This is a genomic window from Clostridium tetanomorphum, assembly GCF_017873215.1.
Classification (GTDB): Bacteria; Bacillota; Clostridia; order Clostridiales; family Clostridiaceae; genus Clostridium_AO; species Clostridium_AO tetanomorphum.
Genome location: NZ_JAGGKA010000007.1, coordinates 105,413 through 123,495, shown reverse-complemented (window position 1 = coordinate 123,495; position 18,083 = coordinate 105,413). Strand labels below are relative to the sequence as shown.

The following is an 18,083-nucleotide window of genomic DNA, read 5'->3' as shown; positions in this document are numbered from 1 at the left end:
CCAAACTTATATAGAGTTAACCCTCCTGTGTCGTATGTAAGAATTCTTCATGCTGTACCTAAAGCTCCTAATGTTGATGTTTATTTAAATGATAAATTAATTGCTCCAGATTTAGCTTATAAACAGTTCACTGAATATTTACCATTAATACCTGGATACTATAATGTAAAAATATATCCTGCTGGTAATACTTCTACTCCTGTTATAAACACTAATTTCTCTCTTGAAAATAATAAAATTATTACAGCAGCAGCTATAGGTACTGTAGAAAACATGTATTTAAAACTAATCGAAGATACTCCTATGGATTTACCTGCTGGTAAAACAATGATTAGATTTATACATTTATCTCCAAATGCTCCTAGCGTAAATGTATCTTTACCTAATAGCAGTTTATCGTTTAATAATGTATCTTTTGGTCAAGTTACAAACTATAAAGAAATACCTCCAGGGACATATACAGTTGAATTGAGGGTTTCTGGCACAGGAAATGTAGTTTTAACAGCTCCCAATATGAGATTAGGTCCAAATAAAATCTATAGTATATATGCTATTGGATTAGCTGGCGACAATCCTCCTTTACAAATTTTACTTCCTTTGGATGGAAACTCATATATAAAGTTTTAAAAACCTGAAAAAACCTGTTTAGTTTAACTAATCAGGTTTTTTTATAATATTTATATATACTGATTTGCAGCACATGCCCAATCTTTTATTATTTCCCCCATATCTTCAATGGCTATTCTTACATCATTTTTTTCTATCTTCTTATTAGAAAGCTTTTTAACTTCTCCATAAGGTACTTTTAAGGAAAGTTCTGCATCATTACCTGTTAAAACCCACAATGTTTTATAATTTATAGGCTTTATTGTAAGTTCCTCTTCTCCCATGCCATCAGTAAAATAAACTAATAGATGATTTCTTAATTTTTTATCATATATATATTGAAATACTGGAGAAAAAGCTGTTCCACCCTTTCTATGTGTTTTGGGTTTAATATCTTTTATACTTTTTGCTGTGTAAACCCTTCTAATTTCATCATCACATTCAACTATAGTAATTTTACAAGAATGATTTTTAACTATGGAAAATATCTCTATCATAATTTTTTCTATTTCTTTATCTATTATACTTCCACTTATATCTATAGCTACTAATATTTCAGCAACATGATTTGGAAGTTTTCCCCTTAATTCTAATCTATCAGGCTGTCTTCTATCTTTTCTTGTTATAGTTTTTTTATATCCCATAGGAAGAGTTCCTACAATTTTTTTTAGATATTCACTCCAAGATATTTCAGGCTTTTCATTTAAATTCTTTATGGCTTTTTCTAAAGATGTAGGAATTTTTCCTCTATTAGAGTTATTAGCTACCTTTTTTGTAAGCTGTTTTAATTCTTCAAAATTATAGTCTTTCTTGCATTGTCTCCATATATCATGAGTTTTCCATATTTCATATTTCTTTTCATATTTACAGGAAGAATCATCATTAGATTGCTCTAAAAGTTCAAGCCCTTTATCTCCTTTTAGCTTTTTCATAGCTTTATTTAATTCTTCAGCGTAATATTCAGCATTTTTTTCATAATCTAACTTTACATTAAAAGATAGTTCAACGTTCTCAATTGTAGAGGACCAAGGGGGTAGGTTTTCTAAATATTGATTTATAGATATATCCAAAGCAGTATTAACTATAAAGTCACTATACTTCTTTCTGAGTTCTTCTCCTCTTATTATATGCCCAAACATAATATGATATATTTCATGTTTAATAAGTGTCTTCATTTCCTCTAAACTACATTCTAAAAAAATCACGGGGTTAAAATGAAGAACAAAATAAGATAAAGATACTGTTGTACCTACTGCACTAGCCATTTTTACATCTATTTTTCTTTTCATTTGTATTGTAAAAAGAGCAAAGAAATTTTCTTTACTTTTCATTAAAGAAAAAGTACATATTTCTAATAATTTATTAAAATTCTCAATAAATTTATCTGTTAAATTCCCTTCATCTCCCCATTGATAAACTTCTTTTAAAAGATTTTTTCTTAGAGTTTCAAACTTATTATTAAATGCCATATTCATCCCCTCTAATCTTGAATTTGATCATACATTGCAAAATATCCTTCTACAAAATTTTCATTCATCATAAACTCCTTATAAAGACTATCTTCATAATTTAATTTAATCTCCTGCATTATTCCCATTTTTAAATCTGATGGATATAATTGCAAGTACCTAGAGAATAAATCTATTTCTCTTTTCCTTTCTTCTTTATCCTTTAGATAAGCAAGAGCATTTTTAGAGGCTAAATATAGCCTAGAATGACTTTCTTCTTTTACTCTTCTAATTAAATTTTCTTCTATTTCATCATTATTAAATATATCTTTTGGTGATATTAAAGGATTTTTATTTTCTTCTAAAAAGTTAAAAAAGTCTTGTGCTATGCTTCCTCCCACATTACCTTTTACCACATTATAAAAAATTCTTGAAGGAAATCTGTCTTTTTCTTTTAAATAAACTTTATAGCTATTAGATACTCTTTCCCAGCTTCTCGGAGTAGCTTTAATGGACTCTTGTGAATATGGAGTATGAAGATATTCTGGAAAAGTTCCTATAAATTCTAATATATGTTCATGTATATTAACTTTATCATTCATTGCCCATTGTATCCATGTTTTTACATCTACATCTAATTCAATCCACACAAATCTATCTTCTTGAGCTGGATCCATATCCACTACTTGATAGTCACTTTGCTGAAATTCATCATATTTATTAGATGGATTCATGGCAGCTATTACATGGACATTATCTGAGAGTTTATATCCATTTATTTCTCTATTAAGTATTAAATTCATCAATTCTTGCTGAACACTATGTTCACATCTATTTATTTCATCAATAAATAGTAATACTTTGCTGTTTATGCTTTCTTCCAAAGCTTTGTCTATCTCTAAAAGCTTTGTATGTACTGCATATACAGTTTTTTTTCTATTTTTAAATATTCCATCTATATTAGTAGTATAATCTTCTACAGTAGGAAGTCCACCTATTTCTCCTTCTTTTAATAAGTTACCATCAATATTTACTACATAATATCCTTGTCTTTTCCCTAACTCTCTTACCAAAGAAGTCTTTCCTATACCACTTTCTCCTATAAGTAAGGGAACCGCTCCACTTTTTATTACTAAACTTACTGTTAATAGTGCATCATTAAAATTCATTTATAACACTCCTTATATACTCAATTTATAATCTAATAAAATTCTTTTTGCTTTCATACTGCCATTCTTATAAATAAAGCGTACCTTATCAAATGAAAACACCTCACATTGAATAAAATCTAAAATATATTGATCTTCTACATCTGCTTTGCCTATTTGTTGTTTTATAATATCTTCTAATAACTCTACAGCATTCTTATCCAAATATTTCACTATTTTAACGTTTACCTTTACAAATTCTATAATTTTTTCTTTGCTTAAATTATTCATATATCTCATAGCTTCCTCATTTTTCTTTACAGCCTCAATTTCTGCTTCTATGCAAGGCATATCTATATATTTAATAGCACTCCAATCTTTTTTTACTGCTAATAGTTGAATTTCATTTATAGGACTTTCTATGAATTTTATAGAATCAAAATCTTTTTCTATAGCAATCTTTTGTATTTGGAAATCTGGATTATTTACATATTGTATAGCCCATCCTTTAGCTTTTACTGCCTCTTTTATAACTTCATAAGAAGGATTTTTTATAAGTTTTAAAGTATTCCAACTGTCTTTAACACAAAATAAACACATTTCTTCAGAAGGATCTTTTACATATTCCACAGCCCATGGACTTGATTTCAATGCTTTCCATATAACTTTATCAGAAGGATTTTTTATATACTTTAATAAAGAACCATTTTCTTCTACAGCTATTAAAGCCACTTCCTCTGTAATATTAGGTAATGACTTTATATAATAAGGGTCTTTTCTAACATACTCTAATATATCTTTTTCATTCACATTATCCACCACCTATTATAATATTATCACAAAGAAACATTTTATTGAACAACTATTATTAAATAATATTATTTATTTTTACTCGTTTTGTGTTTATATTTACCTTTATTACTTAATTTTATCACAAAATGAACTAAAAACATATTTTTAGAATTTTCACTTTTTATCTGTGTATATATGTATTTATAAAAATTTAAAATACGACATAGATAAAAAGCATGCAATTTTAATGCATGCTTTTTCCCTAATAAACTAAAGCTATAAGTAAAACAAGTAGTACTACTCCAAAAATATATATAGAATAAGTAATACTATTCATTCTGTATCCTGCTTTACTTATTTCTTCATTCAAACTTTTTCCTACAGCTATTTTTTTATTAATTGGAACTATCCTATCTTTAATATTTATGTTAATTTTAACATTTTTATTTAAAACAATTTGCTTTTTACCTAGTGCTTGGAAAAAATCATTTATATAGTTAATGGATCTTATTAATCCTTCATCAAAAACTTTCAGTATAAAACTACTGCTTTTAAATATAAAAGAGAGTGTAGGTTTATAAATATTTTTTTCAATGCTAAACCAATTTAATGCTATATTCTCATACCACCAATTTTCTCCTGATCCCTTCTTTAAAACTTTTCTTATGAAGACTATATAGAAAAATGCTCCTAATCCTATTGAAATAAATGAGGATTTTAAATTTTCAAATGTATAAAAATGTGCCTCAATGCTACTATATACATTAAAAGGACTCACTGCTTTATCTAAAATTCCTACTATAAACTTAGGATTTATTCCTATATAGATTGTTAAAGTAGCTAATACTGTCATTGGAAATAGAGCCTTATAATTAATTTTAGTTTTTTCTTTATTTACTTGATGATCACTTTTTTCTACAAAAACTGCTATAAATATTTTTAGAAGATAGGCTGTAGTAAATCCACTACTTATTACAAAAATTATTTCCCCAATAGTAAACCACACTCCACCATATATATGTGTAGCTTCAGCTAAAGCATGATGAAGTAAATTTTTACTTATAAATCCATTGAATCCAGGCATACCTATTATTCCGCAAAGTCCTATAAAGAATAATACTTTTAACAGCTTTTTATTTATACCAAAACCTCCAATGGAATTTATACTTAATTCGTGTAATGCCATATATATTACTCCAGCTGCCATAAATAACAATACTTTAAATATAACATGATTTATTATATGATATAGTGTTCCATATAAAGCTACAGCTTTATAATTCCCTAGTATACCTGTAAGTCCAATTCCAACTAAAATATATCCCATCTGACTCATGCTACTATAAGCAAGTATTCTTTTTATATTTCTCTGGAACATGGCCAAGAAACCGCCTACAAACATAGTTATAAAACCTAAAACTAAAATAGTATTTGAAACTTTATGGTCCCCAGGAACCATTATTTGCGATGTTACCATTATTCCAAATATTCCTGTCTTTAAAAGTATTCCTGAAAGTATAGCACTTGCTGGTGCAGGTGCTGCTGGATGAGCCTTAGGTAACCAAATATGAAGAGGTACCATTCCTGCCTTTACTCCAAATCCAAATACAATTAAAGCGGTTATTAAATATTTAATTTGTCCAATATTTTTAACAGCTATTTTAAGCTGAGTAATTTCCAATGTTTGAGCATAATCATATAAAAGAAATAATCCCATAAGGAGAACAAGTCCTCCTGTAACTGCCATAATAATATAAGTTTCTCCTGCTTCATGACAATATTTATCTTCATCATGAATTATAAGAGGATAGGAAGCTAAGGACATAATTTCAAAGAAAGTAAATAAATTTAAAAAATTCTCTGAAATAAATATTCCTATAGTGCTCCAATAAGTAAGCATAAAAAACAAATAGTATCTATTCCTATTTTTATAGCTAATTAAATATTGAGTAGAATATATAGTAACTAAAAACCATATAAAAGTTGTTAACCATACAAATATATATCTAAACATATCCATTTTTAACTGAAGACCAATACCCATAATATTAGGTATCTCCAAATCTATTCTTCCCATTTCTACAGAAGGAAACATTAATGTAGTAAGAATAAACACTGTTCCTGTCATTATTATATTAAATATATCTCTAACTTTTTCACTTACTTTTCCAATAACGAATCCAATAAAAGATCCTAATAAAGGAATTACTATTATTAACATTAAAATAAATTTTGCATTCATAAAAATTCCCTCCCTTCTTTAAATACTACATTATCAATTCATCAGCTATTTCTTTTACAAAAACTAAAACTGGATTAGGAAATAATCCTAATAATACGGTTATAACTGTTATTATAACAATAGGAATTAACATTTTTTTAGGTGCTTCTTTTCTTAAAAGTATAACATTATCTCCTTTTTTAAAAAATGCTGCAGTAACCACTGGCAACAGATATATAGCAGTAAGTAAAGCACTCAATAAAAGTATTGCTGGAAAAGCAATTTTGCCTGCTGAAAGTCCACCTAAAGCTAAATACCATTTACTAACAAATCCATTAGTAGGAGGTATTCCTATTAATGATATAGATGATATAGTAAAACACCACATAGTAATAGGCATTTCTCGTCCTATACCCTTAATTTGTCCTATTTCTGTTTTTCCTGTAGTGTACATTATAGCTCCTGCACAAAAGAAAAGTGTGATTTTTATTACAGCATGATTTATTAGATGAAGCATACCTCCTACAAAAGAGTTCTTATTTAAAAGAATTATACCTAACAAAATATATCCTAACTGACTTATAGTTGAATAAGCTAATCTTTTCTTTAAATTCTCTTGGTGTATTGCTAAAAATGACCCCATAAGTATAGATATAACTATAAATACAGTTAAATATTTAGTAGTATTAGTTCTTCTTACCATTTCTGCTCCAAATATATAGTACGTAGTTCTAGTTAAAGCAAAAACTCCAGATTTAACTACTGCTACCGCATGTAAAAGCGAACTAACAGGTGTTGGAGCCACCATAGCTTGAGGTAACCAAGAATGAAAAGGAACCAATGCTGCTTTGACTCCAAATCCAACAAACATTGTTAAATAACTTATTGAAATTAACATCATATTATTGTTATCCATATTTCTTAACAGTCCACCAGGTATAAAAGTTAACTTATTAGTCAAACTAAATAGTACTATCATACCAAATAAAACTAAAGTAGCTCCACCAAAGGAATAAATTAAATATTTTTTACCACTATCTAACGCTGCTTTAGTTCCTGAATGAATTACTAAAGGAAAAGTAGCCAAAGTTAAAAATTCATAGAAAAAATATAGTGTTATTAAGTTTCCTGAAAACCCAATCCCTAAAGTAATTCCTAATGTAGCTAAAAAATAAGCAAAAAATCTGTCCTCTTTCCCCTCATGTTTCATGTATTCCATTGAATATAATGTAGTAAACATCCATAAAATGGATACAAGACTTGAAAAGAATATACTTAATTTATCTATTTTAAAATATACATCTAAAAACTCATTTATTTTGAAGATATGATATTTTCCTTCTGGCAAGAAATAAAATACTATAACTACAAATAATAAATTTAAGCTTACTGTTGCTCCTGTAAATATATTTCTTTTTTTCTCATTAAATCTCGCCATTCCAATAATAGCAGCTGCTAAAAAAGGAAAAACTATTGGTAGTAAAATTAGTACATTGTTCAAAATCAAATCCTCCTATGCTAATCCTGTCTTAATTAAACTTATTATTTCCTTAGATGCAATTCCTACATAAAACATGGCAATAACTAATACAACTATAGGCAACAATTGTTTTATATTTATACTTTTACTTTTATAAATCTTTCCTTGTAAATTCTCTTCTCCAAAAAATCCATATATTGAAATTGGAAAATAGTAGATTGCATTTAGTAAACTACTTGCAAGAATCACACCTATTAATATAATCTTGTTAGCCTGTATTGTACCTAAGGCTAAATACCATTTACTAACAAATCCTGGCAATAGCGGTATACCTACCATAGATAGAGAAGCTATAAAAAACAAAGCCAAAGTATAAGGCATTTCCTTTCCTACTCCTCTTAAATCCTTTAAATATTTATGTCCTGTACGCTGAATAATAGTTCCTGCACATAAAAATAACGCTGCTTTTGTAACTGCATGACCTATAATATGAAATATAGACATAACTAGACCTATTTCAGTACCAAGTCCTATAGCAAAAAACACATATCCCATCTGAGCAACTGTAGAGTAAGCAATAACTCTTTTAAGATTCTGTTGGAATATAGCAAAAATAGATCCAAAGATCATACCAAAACATCCAAGCAATAAAATTATATTAAGTATTGGAAATTGAACTATTATTTCTCTTCCAAAAACTCTATAAAGTATTTTAATTAAAAATAGAACATAGCCTTTTAATACCAAGGATGATAATATTGCACTAGAGGTAGTTGGTGCATTAGAATGTGCATCTGGCAACCAAGTATGAAGTGGAAACATAGCACTTTTCACTCCAAGGCCTACTGTAAATAAGCCTAAAGTTATAAGAATTGATCTAGGATAGTTTGTATAATTCTTTACCAATTCATTGTGAATGTATGTCATGTTTAAATGTCCCGTTAAAGAATATAAAAATGCAATTCCCATAAGAACTAATCCGGACCCTAAACAACTCATTATTAAATACTTCATCCCTGCTTTTATATTTTCCTTTTTATCTTTTATTATGACTATACCACAGGAAGCTAAATTTCCTATTTCTATGAAAACGAAAACATTAAACATGTCATTAGAAAAAACAATTCCTAATAAAGATCCAACTAATATATTTATAAGAAGATAATAGAGAGGGATTTTTTCTTCATTTATGCCGAAACCTTCATTATATATTGAATACCATATAACTATTATAGCTACAAAGGTAAATAATACTCCTATCATGCTTTCTACTGTTCCTACATGAAATTCTATACCAAAAGGCGCATTAAAATGGCCTATTCTATAAAAATAATTACCTTTTGTCAATACATGGTTTAAAGTAAATACATACATTAGAAAGCTTATAGTAAATGAAAATAAACTTATTAATTTTACTAAAATATTTTTTTTAACTAAGGGTAATATACTTGCCGTAATAAATAGAAGTAATACCGTAATTATCGGGAAACTATTAATAATCAAATTCATTCCTCCTCATTTTCCAAAATTTCATCTAACTCTATTGTGCCATATTTTTCATATATCTTTACCGTTAAAGCTAATGCAAATGCAGTAGTACTTACAGCTACTACAATTCCAGTTAACATTAAAGATGTGGGTATAGGATTTATATAGGAATTAACTCCCTTAAATTTTTCTGTAATAATAGGCGCTTCTCTACCTGATATATACCCTTTAGCAATAAAAAACAAAAATACAGCAGTATCCATAATATTAAGTCCAATTATTTTTTTTATTAAATTATTATGCAATAACAAAGTTGCAAAGCCTATACCAAATAGAATTATTGCTCCTGTTTCATAATAATTGGTTAAGAGTCTATCCATTTTTATATATCTCCTTCTTCAAACAAACTGTAAAAAAAGTACATTGTAATTGCAACTACAGCTCCTACAATAATATTTAATGGAAGCAAAAATCCTCCGCTTAGTATATTTCCTGGAGTACCTAATGGAGGCATTGGTAAATGTAAGTCACTTCCCCCAGATACAAAACTATACCCTTTCATAGTTCCATATAATAAAAGTCCAAAAGTAATAATTTTTATCAGTTTATCATAGTTAAACCTTCTTTGTGCCATCTCTTTTCCAAAAACTATTCTATACAAAATAAAGCTAGCTCCCATAATAGTTCCTCCAGCAAATCCTCCCCCTGGACTTAAATGTCCATGCAAAATAACATATATTCCAAATATCTGTATTAAGGGCACTATAACCTTAGTTATTTCTAGTAATATCTTATCTTTCATAGTCACCCTCCTTTTTCTTTTCCTTTCTTAAAAGGATTATTACTGTAACAGCTGAAGTAAATAATACACTAGATTCTACAAAAGTATCAAAAGCTCTATAATCAAGAATAACTCCTGTTATTATATTAGTAGCTCCTGTATCCTTGGTTGCATTTTCTATATAATATTTAGATACTTCATTATGAGTTGGTAATTTACCTTTCCCAAACTCAGGTAACTCAGAAACTCCAAGAAGTAATATTAAAGTTAGTCCAATTGTAACTACTATAGCAATGAATTTTCTCATTTTTTTACTCCCCTAATTCTCTTTAATGTCAGTATAAACAAAACAGTTGTTACACCAGCTCCCACTGCTGCTTCTGTTATAGCTAAATCCGGAGCATTTAATTGCTGCCATAATATTGCCATTAGCAAGCTATATACTGTAAAAACTATAATAGCTCCTAATAAACTCTTCATTGAAGAGACAATTATAGACGAGAGTATTAAAAATGTTAGCATAATAATACTAAATAGTTTCATTTTCCTCTACTCTCCCTTCTTTTTTAGTATTTCTTTTTAAATATTCACTTTTCCCAATTAAATGTGTAGCTGTTGGATTAGTAACCCATATAAATAGCAGTATAAGTATTAATTTAAAGCTCAATGTATTAAAACCATTAAAAACAATGAGTCCTGTTAAACTTAATAAGGCTCCTAATGTATCGCATTTAGCTGCACTATGCACTCTAGTAAATACATCTGGAAATCTTAAAATACCAAGAGTTCCTACCATAAAGAAGAATAATCCTCCTACTATAAACACTCCTCCTAGTAAAGTTCTAACCATTAATTTTTTCCTCCTAAATTTTCTATATAATTTGCAATAACTACTGAAGCAATAAAACTAATTAGAGCATATACTAATGCCACATCTACAAAATAATTTTCACTAAGAATAAATGATACCATAATAATCAACACTATGGTCTTAGTACTTATAACATTTATAGCTATAAGTCTATCCGCTGCACTAGGTCCCTTAATAGCTCTGTACATGCATCCTATAATAGTTATAGATAAAAATATAATTGAAAATGTTAATATTTTAATCATCCTTACCTTCCTCAGCTTTCAAAAGAATATTTTCAAAGTCAGAATTATATAGACCCTTTATATTTTCTTTTTGAAGACAGTGTATAGTTAATTCATTATTATTCATAAGTAAAGTTAATGTACCTGGAGTTAGAGTTATAGAATTAGCCAACATAGTTTTATATAGGTCTGATTTAATTTCAGTATTAATTTTTACAACTTGAGGAGATATATTCATCTTTGGACTAAGCACTATTTTAGCTACATGAAAATTAGATTTAAATATTTCCTTTATCAAAATTCCTGCATACTGAATAATATATAATAAATTTTTTGCTTTGAATCTATCAATTTTTTTCCCATTTACTATCATATCTTTGTTAAATTTAAACACAAAGAAACATAAAAAAATCCCAATTATGGCAACTTCCAAATTTAGGGTTTCGCATAATATAATCCAAAATACAAAATAAAGCGAAATAACCGAATATTTCATAACTTTTAGCCTCCTTTCTTCTGTTTTTATGAATTCTAATATTATATTATCAAATTTCATAGACATTCGTCTATATTTTTTTGATATTTATTCAGTTTTTTTAATAAAATTAATTAACTAAATTTTATGCATTTTATAATTATTATTAATATATTATATAAAAACGTATAATATATTAATAAATTTTTGACTAAATATGTTATATGAAAATAAAATAGTACCCTAATACTCATAAAATAGGGTACTATTTTAAATTATATAAAAAAATTTTTTATATAATTAATTCTGTAATTAGAATAAATAAACTGTAAATTATTCATTTACAGTTTTAATCCAATACTTTTTCAATTATGCCTCCTCCAATCAAAATATTTTCTAAATAAAATACTACTGATTGCCCTCTAGTAATGGCCCTATGAGGATTAAAAAACTGAACTTCAATTTTATTTTCTTCTAAAGGCATAATAATTCCCTTAGAAGAAATAGTGGAATATCTAACTTTTATATCTACTTCCATAGATGAATTTAATGTATCAAAAGGTATAAAATTTAATTCCTTTGCAATTAGATGTTTTTTAAATAAATCTTTATTATCTCCAAGAGTTATATCCCCTGTATCTCCATCTATATCTATAACATACATAGGCTTTCCTAAGGATATTCCTAATCCTTTTCTTTGACCAATAGTATAATATACAATGCCTTTATGTTTTCCTAATATATTACCTTTTTTATCTATAAAATTGCCTTTTTTTATTTTATCTCCTTCTTCCTTATTAATAAATTTTCCATGGTCATCATCTGGTATAAAACAAATTTCTTCACTATCCTTTTTATTATAAACATTAAGTCCTATTTCTTTAGCAATAGCTCTTATTTCATCCTTAGTATAATCTCCACAAGGAAGAAGAGTGTGTTTTAATTGAAATTGGGTAAAATTATAAAGTACATAGCTTTGATCTTTTCTACTATCAACACCCTTTTTTACAATAAATCTTCCTTCATTATTTTTTTCAATTTTAGCATAATGTCCTGTAGCTATATAGTCAGCTCCTAATTTTAAAGCTTTCTTTAAAAAAGAATCAAATTTAATATATTTATTACATGAAATACAGGGATTAGGTGTATTACCTTTTATATATTCATCTATAAAATTAGTAATAACCTTTTCTTTAAATTTATCTTTAAAATTCATAACATAAAAAGGAATTCCTAATTTATATGCTACTCTTCTAGCATCATTAACAGAGGATAATGAACAACACCCACCTTCTTTTTCTTCATATTCCTCATCATTTTGCCATATTTGCATTGTTACCCCTATTACTTCATAACCTTCCTTTAATAAAAGATAGGCTGCTACAGAGCTATCTACACCTCCACTCATTCCTAAAACTACTTTCTTTTTCATATACTACACCTACCTCATATTCTCTTCTATAAACTTATTTTTTTCTCTTATGTCAATTACTATTTTTTTTATAATCTTTTCAACATAATCTATATGTTCTTCATTGGTGATTTCACCTAAAGTAAGCCTTATAGATGATTTAGCTAAATTACAATCTAACCCTAAAGCTGTAAGTACATGTGATGGTTCTATGGAAGAAGCTTGACAAGCACTTCCGCTAGAAGCACATATACCTTCTCTATCTAACATAAATACTAAGTCTTCTCCTGATATTCCTTTAAAACTAACGTTTATATTATTGGGCAGTCTTTTGTCCCCTAAAGGCCCATTTATTACACTTCCATCTATCTTTATTAATTTATCAATTAATTTATCTCTAAGAGCACTTAACCTTTTGCTCTCCTTTTCCATGGACTTTATTCCCAATTCTACAGCTTTACCAAAGCCAACTGTTAAAGGTACATTTTCAGTACCAGATCTTTTTCCTCTTTCTTGAGCCCCTCCATGAATTAAATTGTGTATCTTTATTCCTTTTTTAATATATAATGCCCCAATACCTTTAGGACCATATATTTTATGAGCTGATAAAGACATCATTTGAATATTCATATTCTTTACATCTATAGGAATTTTACAAAATGCTTGAACAGCATCTGTATGAAATACTATATTTCTTTCTTTACATATCTTACCTATTTTTTCTACAGGTTCTATAGTTCCTATTTCATTGTTAGCATACATTATTGACACAAGTATAGTTGTATCTTTTATAGCATTTTTTAAATCTTCAATTTTAATAAATCCTTCTTTATCCACAGGCAAATATGTTATTTCAAATCCTATATTTTCTAAATATCTACAAGTATTTAATACTGCTTCATGTTCTATTTTTGATGTAATTATATGATTGCCTTTATCTTTATTAGCAAAAGCAAATCCTTTTATTGCCCAGTTGTCTGCCTCTGTTGCTCCACTAGTTATATATATTTCATCAACATTACAATTAATAGCCTTACTTATTTTTTCCTTAGCAAATTCAATAGCCATTTTATTTTGTATAGAAATAGAATATTGGGAAGAGGGATTGCCGTAATAATTGATAAAATAAGGATTCATCTCTTCCAATACTTCTTTTTTGATATAAGTGGTTGCAGCATGATCCATATATATTATTCTCTCCATAGTTCCCTCTCCTTTCTATTTATTCAAACACTGATGTGGATAAATATCTCATACCAGTATCAGGCAACATTACTACTATATTTTTCCCCTTATTTTCCTTTCTTATACCTACTTTTCCTGCCGCATATATTGCAGCTCCTGATGATATCCCTACCAATAAACCTTCTAATTTAGCTATATCTGCTGTTGTTATAAAAGCATCTTCATTAGATACTTTTATAACTTCATCTATTATGTTCATATTTAAAATAGAAGGTATAAATCCTGCTCCTATTCCTTGAATTTTATGGGAACCTGGTTTTCCTCCTGAAAGTACAGGTGAATCCTCTGGCTCTACAGCTATAATTTTCACCTTAGGATTTCTTTCTTTTAATATCTTGCCAACTCCAGTAATAGTCCCTCCAGTACCAACTCCAGCTATAAATATATCTATCTTTTCTTCCATATCTATCAAAATTTCTTTTGCAGTAGTTTCTTCATGAATTGATGGATTAGCTAAATTATTAAATTGTTGTGGTATAAAAGAATTTTCTATTTCTTTTCCTAATTCTTCTGCCTTTTTTATGGCTCCTTTCATTCCTTCAGCTGCTGGGGTTAATATAAGCTCAGCACCATAAGCCTTTAAAAGATTTCTTCTCTCAACACTCATAGATTCTGGCATAGTTAAAATAAGTTTATATCCTTTTGCCGCAGCCACAAATGCAAGTCCTATGCCAGTATTTCCGCTAGTAGGTTCTATTATAACTGTATCCTTATTTATTAATCCTCTTCTTTCTCCTTCAGCTATCATAGAGTGCGCTATTCTATCTTTAACGCTACCTGCTGGATTAAAGTATTCAACTTTTGCAATAATATTTGCTTTACTGTTATTTACCTTTTCATATTTTGATAGTCGTACCAATGGAGTATTTCCAATTAATTCTGTTAAATTTTTATATATTCTCATAATTATCTCTCCTTATTTATATATTGTTTATAAATTTATAATTTTATTCTACTCAACTATTCCTATAGGAATAGTGGGTTATTTTGTAAAAAATTATATGTAATACATATAATTTGGATTTTTGTATTTGTTATATTCGTATACTAAGTCCTCTAAAGTAATAGAATCTACTAGAGAATTAATAGCATGATTTAACTTATCCCATAGATTATTTTGAATACATTTTTCCATTAAATCATCTTCTATTTCCTCTCCGTGTACTACATTCAGACTACCTTCTAAAGCTCTTAAAATATCTCCTGCTGTTATCTTTGACATAGAATCTGATAGTGAATATCCTCCCTGAGCTCCCTTTTTACTGTTAACCAATCCATTCTTTCTAAGAGCCGAAAAAATTTGTTCTAAATATTTCTCTGATATATTTTCTCTTTCAGAGATACTTTTTAAAGTAACATTCTCTGAAGAAGAATATACTGCCACATCAATCATTGCTTTTAATCCATATCTGCCCTTAGTAGAAATCTTCAACTTATACACCTCTTTTTATATTAATCCTATATGTTTGATATGATTATAATACTAAAATTTAACTATGTCAACATTTACCCTATAATTTTTTATAGAAGATTATAAAGTTCCTCATCTTCTTTACTTATTCTTTTCTCTATAAGTTTAAATATAATTTCTGATTCTTTTATAAATTCTTCTCCATTCTTTAATAGTTTACTCTTAGTATTATATTTATCTTTAAATTCCATAAATTCATTACAAATACTACTCATTTCTTTTATATAATCTTCACTTATTTTTTTAATTGTTAAATCTCTACTTTTTAATAAGCTAGGATATAAATATTTATCTTCTGAATCCAAATGAATTTTTAATTTACCAGCTAATATATTTATATTTTTAGCAATTTCCATTTCTCTATTTATATTTTCTCTATTTACTATAAAATTTCTTATTTTATTTACAAGCGCCATTACTTCCAAATGTTGCCTTCTTAAATTATTTATATTAGTCATATTAATACCTCCAGTGTTCCATAAATATTTTTAATTTACAATTACATTATAATAAATTAAAAGTATATTTACGGTAACACTGGTTACTTATTCATTATTATTTAAAATATTTATGAAATATATTTTATCCATTATGCATTTAATAATTCTCTTTCTTTTTCTTCATTTAATCCATTTGTATACAAATTATAATAGTATCCTTTATTTTTCATAAGTTGATTATGATTGCCTATTTCTATTATTTTCCCTTTTTTAATAACTAATATTTTATCTGAAGAGACTATAGTAGAAAGTCTGTGTGCAATAATAAAACTTGTTCTCCCTTTTAGCACTTTGCAAATAGCATCTTGTATTATTTTTTCTGTTTCTGTGTCTATAGAAGAAGTAGCTTCATCTAAAACAAATATAGCTGGATTTGCAACTATTGCTCTTGCAAAAGAAATCAATTGTTTCTCTCCTGTAGATAACATACCCCCACCTTCTCCAACTTCAGTATAATATCCATTTTCCAATTTAGTTATAAACTTATGCGCATTTACAAGTTTAGCTGCATATATTATTTCTTCTTCAGATGCATCTAACTTTCCATATCTAATGTTATCCATAATAGTACCACTAAATAAATGAGGACTCTGTAGTACATATCCTAAATTTGATTGAAGCCAAAGTAAAGATCTTTCCTTATAATTTTTGTTATCAATGAAAATTTCTCCATCAGTTGGTTCATAAAAACGACAAAGTAAATTAACTATGGTACTTTTTCCAGAACCAGTTTCTCCTACTAATGCTATTTGTTCTCCTCTTTTTACTTCTAAATTAAAATTTTCCAACACTTTTTCTCCATTTTTATAAGAAAAAGATACGTTTTTAAAAGTTATATTTCCATTTAATTTTTCCCAATTTTCTTTTTTGGGATTTAATATGTCACCATATTTATCTAAAATGTCTTCTTTATCCCATATATCAACTTCTTCTTCAATTAAAGATATAATTCTCTCAGCTGAAGCTTGAGCATGTTGAAGTTCTGCTAAAGTAGTTGCTAATTGAGCTACTGGCTCAAAAAATTGAACTGAGTAAGATAAAAACATAACTAAAGTTCCATAACTTATTTTAGATAAAATAACTCCTTTTCCTCCAAACCATAATGCTAATCCTGTTCCTATGCTTCCTAAAGTCAATACAATAGGAAGAAATAGTGAGGAAAATACTACAGCTCTTATAGCAAAGACTTTCATTTCTGTAGTATCTATTTTAAATTCCTCTAGATTTGCTTCTTCTCTTACTAAAGTCTTTGTTGTAATAGCTCCTGCTATACATTCATTAAAATCTCCTGTTATTTTAGAATTTATCTTTCTTACCTTTCTATAAGAGTCCAATATCTTTCTTTGAAAATATAGTCCTATAATAAGCAATGGAGGAACCACTACTAAAGTTATAATGGTTAGCTTCCAGTTATGAATAAACATTACAATTATAAATCCAATCATCATAACTAAAGCCCAAACTAAATCTATAAGCCCCCATGAAACTATCTCACTTAATCTCATTATATCTGATGTCATTCTAGAAGTTATCCATCCTGCTGAATTACTATCATAATAAGATAAAGATAACTTTTGTAATTTTTCAAAGCCTAACTTTCTCACATAATTGGCTAAACCTGTCTCTATTCTTCCTGCAAAAACAATAAAAACCTTTATATTTATTACTTGTACTATTATTATTCCAATATATAATATAGCAAAGGTTCGTATTGCCTTTAACTCTCCTTTAACTATAAAGTTATCAATTGCATATTTAGTAAGAAGAGGCATTATAACATCTATTCCTGCTACACCAATCATTATAAATGCCAATATTTTCAATTTACCTTTAAACACTTTAATATATTGAAATAACTTTTTCCATGTATTAAAGTTCAACTTTTTATTCTTTTCTTCTATATTAAAATCCATATATATCAC

The 18,083-nt window shown here is 27.7% G+C and carries 20 protein-coding genes; 1 reads left to right on the top strand and 19 read right to left on the bottom strand.

Features of this window, described 5'->3' with window-relative positions; translation table 11 throughout:
• Nucleotides 1–27: 27 nt before the first annotated feature.
• On the top strand, nt 28–627 hold the full coding sequence (locus tag J2Z24_RS08875; protein WP_242990643.1) for a DUF4397 domain-containing protein: 600 nt from the start codon (nt 28–30) through the stop codon (nt 625–627).
• A gap of 50 nt (nt 628–677) precedes the next feature.
• On the opposite strand, the gene J2Z24_RS08870 is transcribed toward J2Z24_RS08875, so the two are convergent.
• The 19 genes from J2Z24_RS08870 to J2Z24_RS08780 form a co-directional block, all read right to left on the bottom strand.
• On the bottom strand, nt 678–2,075 hold the full coding sequence (locus J2Z24_RS08870) for a vWA domain-containing protein (RefSeq protein WP_035146733.1): 1,398 nt from the start codon (nt 2,073–2,075) through the stop codon (nt 678–680).
• An 11-nt stretch (nt 2,076–2,086) separates the two neighbouring features.
• Nucleotides 2,087–3,223, bottom strand: a complete 1,137-nt coding sequence (locus J2Z24_RS08865) for an AAA family ATPase (RefSeq protein WP_035146730.1) — start codon at nt 3,221–3,223, stop codon at nt 2,087–2,089.
• 12 nt (nt 3,224–3,235) lie between these two features.
• Nucleotides 3,236–4,012 carry a hypothetical protein gene (locus J2Z24_RS08860; protein ID WP_035146728.1) on the bottom strand — a complete coding sequence of 259 codons (777 nt, stop codon included), beginning with the start codon at nt 4,010–4,012 and terminating at the stop codon, nt 3,236–3,238.
• A 244-nt stretch (nt 4,013–4,256) separates the two neighbouring features.
• On the bottom strand, nt 4,257–6,236 hold the full coding sequence (locus J2Z24_RS08855) for a complex I subunit 5 family protein (protein ID WP_051593200.1): 1,980 nt from the start codon (nt 6,234–6,236) through the stop codon (nt 4,257–4,259).
• Nucleotides 6,237–6,261: 25 nt separating this feature from the next.
• Nucleotides 6,262–7,716: a complex I subunit 5 family protein gene (locus J2Z24_RS08850; protein WP_085059022.1), complete on the bottom strand. Its 1,455-nt coding sequence runs from the start codon at nt 7,714–7,716 to the stop codon at nt 6,262–6,264.
• 12 nt (nt 7,717–7,728) lie between these two features.
• A complete protein-coding gene (locus tag J2Z24_RS08845) occupies nt 7,729–9,198 on the bottom strand; it encodes a complex I subunit 5 family protein (RefSeq protein WP_035146725.1) in 1,470 nt (489 codons plus the stop codon).
• A 2-nt stretch (nt 9,199–9,200) separates the two neighbouring features.
• The gene (locus J2Z24_RS08840) at nt 9,201–9,563 is read right to left on the bottom strand and encodes a sodium:proton antiporter (RefSeq protein WP_035146724.1); all 363 of its coding nucleotides are present in this window, start codon (nt 9,561–9,563) and stop codon (nt 9,201–9,203) included.
• Nucleotides 9,564–9,565: 2 nt separating this feature from the next.
• Nucleotides 9,566–9,985: an MnhB domain-containing protein gene (locus J2Z24_RS08835; RefSeq protein ID WP_051593199.1), complete on the bottom strand. Its 420-nt coding sequence runs from the start codon at nt 9,983–9,985 to the stop codon at nt 9,566–9,568.
• A complete protein-coding gene (mbhE, locus tag J2Z24_RS08830; protein WP_051593198.1) occupies nt 9,975–10,271 on the bottom strand; it encodes a hydrogen gas-evolving membrane-bound hydrogenase subunit E in 297 nt (98 codons plus the stop codon). The genes J2Z24_RS08835 and mbhE overlap by 11 nt, the downstream gene beginning before the upstream one ends.
• On the bottom strand, nt 10,268–10,507 hold the full coding sequence (locus tag J2Z24_RS08825; protein ID WP_035146721.1) for a hydrogenase subunit MbhD domain-containing protein: 240 nt from the start codon (nt 10,505–10,507) through the stop codon (nt 10,268–10,270). Before J2Z24_RS08825 ends, mbhE begins: the two co-directional genes overlap by 4 nt.
• Nucleotides 10,494–10,814, bottom strand: coding sequence for a monovalent cation/H(+) antiporter subunit G (gene mnhG, locus J2Z24_RS08820; RefSeq protein WP_035146718.1), 321 nt, complete (start codon nt 10,812–10,814; stop codon nt 10,494–10,496). Before mnhG ends, J2Z24_RS08825 begins: the two co-directional genes overlap by 14 nt.
• Nucleotides 10,814–11,080 (bottom strand): MrpF/PhaF family protein, encoded by a 267-nt coding sequence (locus tag J2Z24_RS08815; protein WP_035146716.1) that lies wholly within the window; start codon nt 11,078–11,080, stop codon nt 10,814–10,816. The genes mnhG and J2Z24_RS08815 overlap by 1 nt, the downstream gene beginning before the upstream one ends.
• Nucleotides 11,073–11,555: a Na+/H+ antiporter subunit E gene (locus J2Z24_RS08810; RefSeq protein ID WP_051593197.1), complete on the bottom strand. Its 483-nt coding sequence runs from the start codon at nt 11,553–11,555 to the stop codon at nt 11,073–11,075. The genes J2Z24_RS08815 and J2Z24_RS08810 overlap by 8 nt, the downstream gene beginning before the upstream one ends.
• A 328-nt stretch (nt 11,556–11,883) precedes the next feature.
• Nucleotides 11,884–12,966 carry a tRNA 2-thiouridine(34) synthase MnmA gene (gene mnmA / locus J2Z24_RS08805; RefSeq protein ID WP_035147994.1) on the bottom strand — a complete coding sequence of 361 codons (1,083 nt, stop codon included), beginning with the start codon at nt 12,964–12,966 and terminating at the stop codon, nt 11,884–11,886.
• Nucleotides 12,967–12,975: 9 nt separating this feature from the next.
• On the bottom strand, nt 12,976–14,148 hold the full coding sequence (nifS, locus tag J2Z24_RS08800) for a cysteine desulfurase NifS (RefSeq protein ID WP_035147996.1): 1,173 nt from the start codon (nt 14,146–14,148) through the stop codon (nt 12,976–12,978).
• Between the two features lie 19 nt (nt 14,149–14,167).
• A complete protein-coding gene (gene cysK / locus J2Z24_RS08795; RefSeq protein WP_035147997.1) occupies nt 14,168–15,097 on the bottom strand; it encodes a cysteine synthase A in 930 nt (309 codons plus the stop codon).
• A 90-nt stretch (nt 15,098–15,187) separates the two neighbouring features.
• A complete protein-coding gene (locus J2Z24_RS08790) occupies nt 15,188–15,622 on the bottom strand; it encodes an RrF2 family transcriptional regulator (protein ID WP_035147999.1) in 435 nt (144 codons plus the stop codon).
• Between the two features lie 89 nt (nt 15,623–15,711).
• On the bottom strand, nt 15,712–16,119 hold the full coding sequence (locus J2Z24_RS08785; protein WP_035148001.1) for a hemerythrin domain-containing protein: 408 nt from the start codon (nt 16,117–16,119) through the stop codon (nt 15,712–15,714).
• 131 nt (nt 16,120–16,250) lie between these two features.
• The gene (locus J2Z24_RS08780; protein ID WP_035148002.1) at nt 16,251–18,074 is read right to left on the bottom strand and encodes an ABC transporter ATP-binding protein; all 1,824 of its coding nucleotides are present in this window, start codon (nt 18,072–18,074) and stop codon (nt 16,251–16,253) included.
• Nucleotides 18,075–18,083 lie beyond the last annotated feature (9 nt).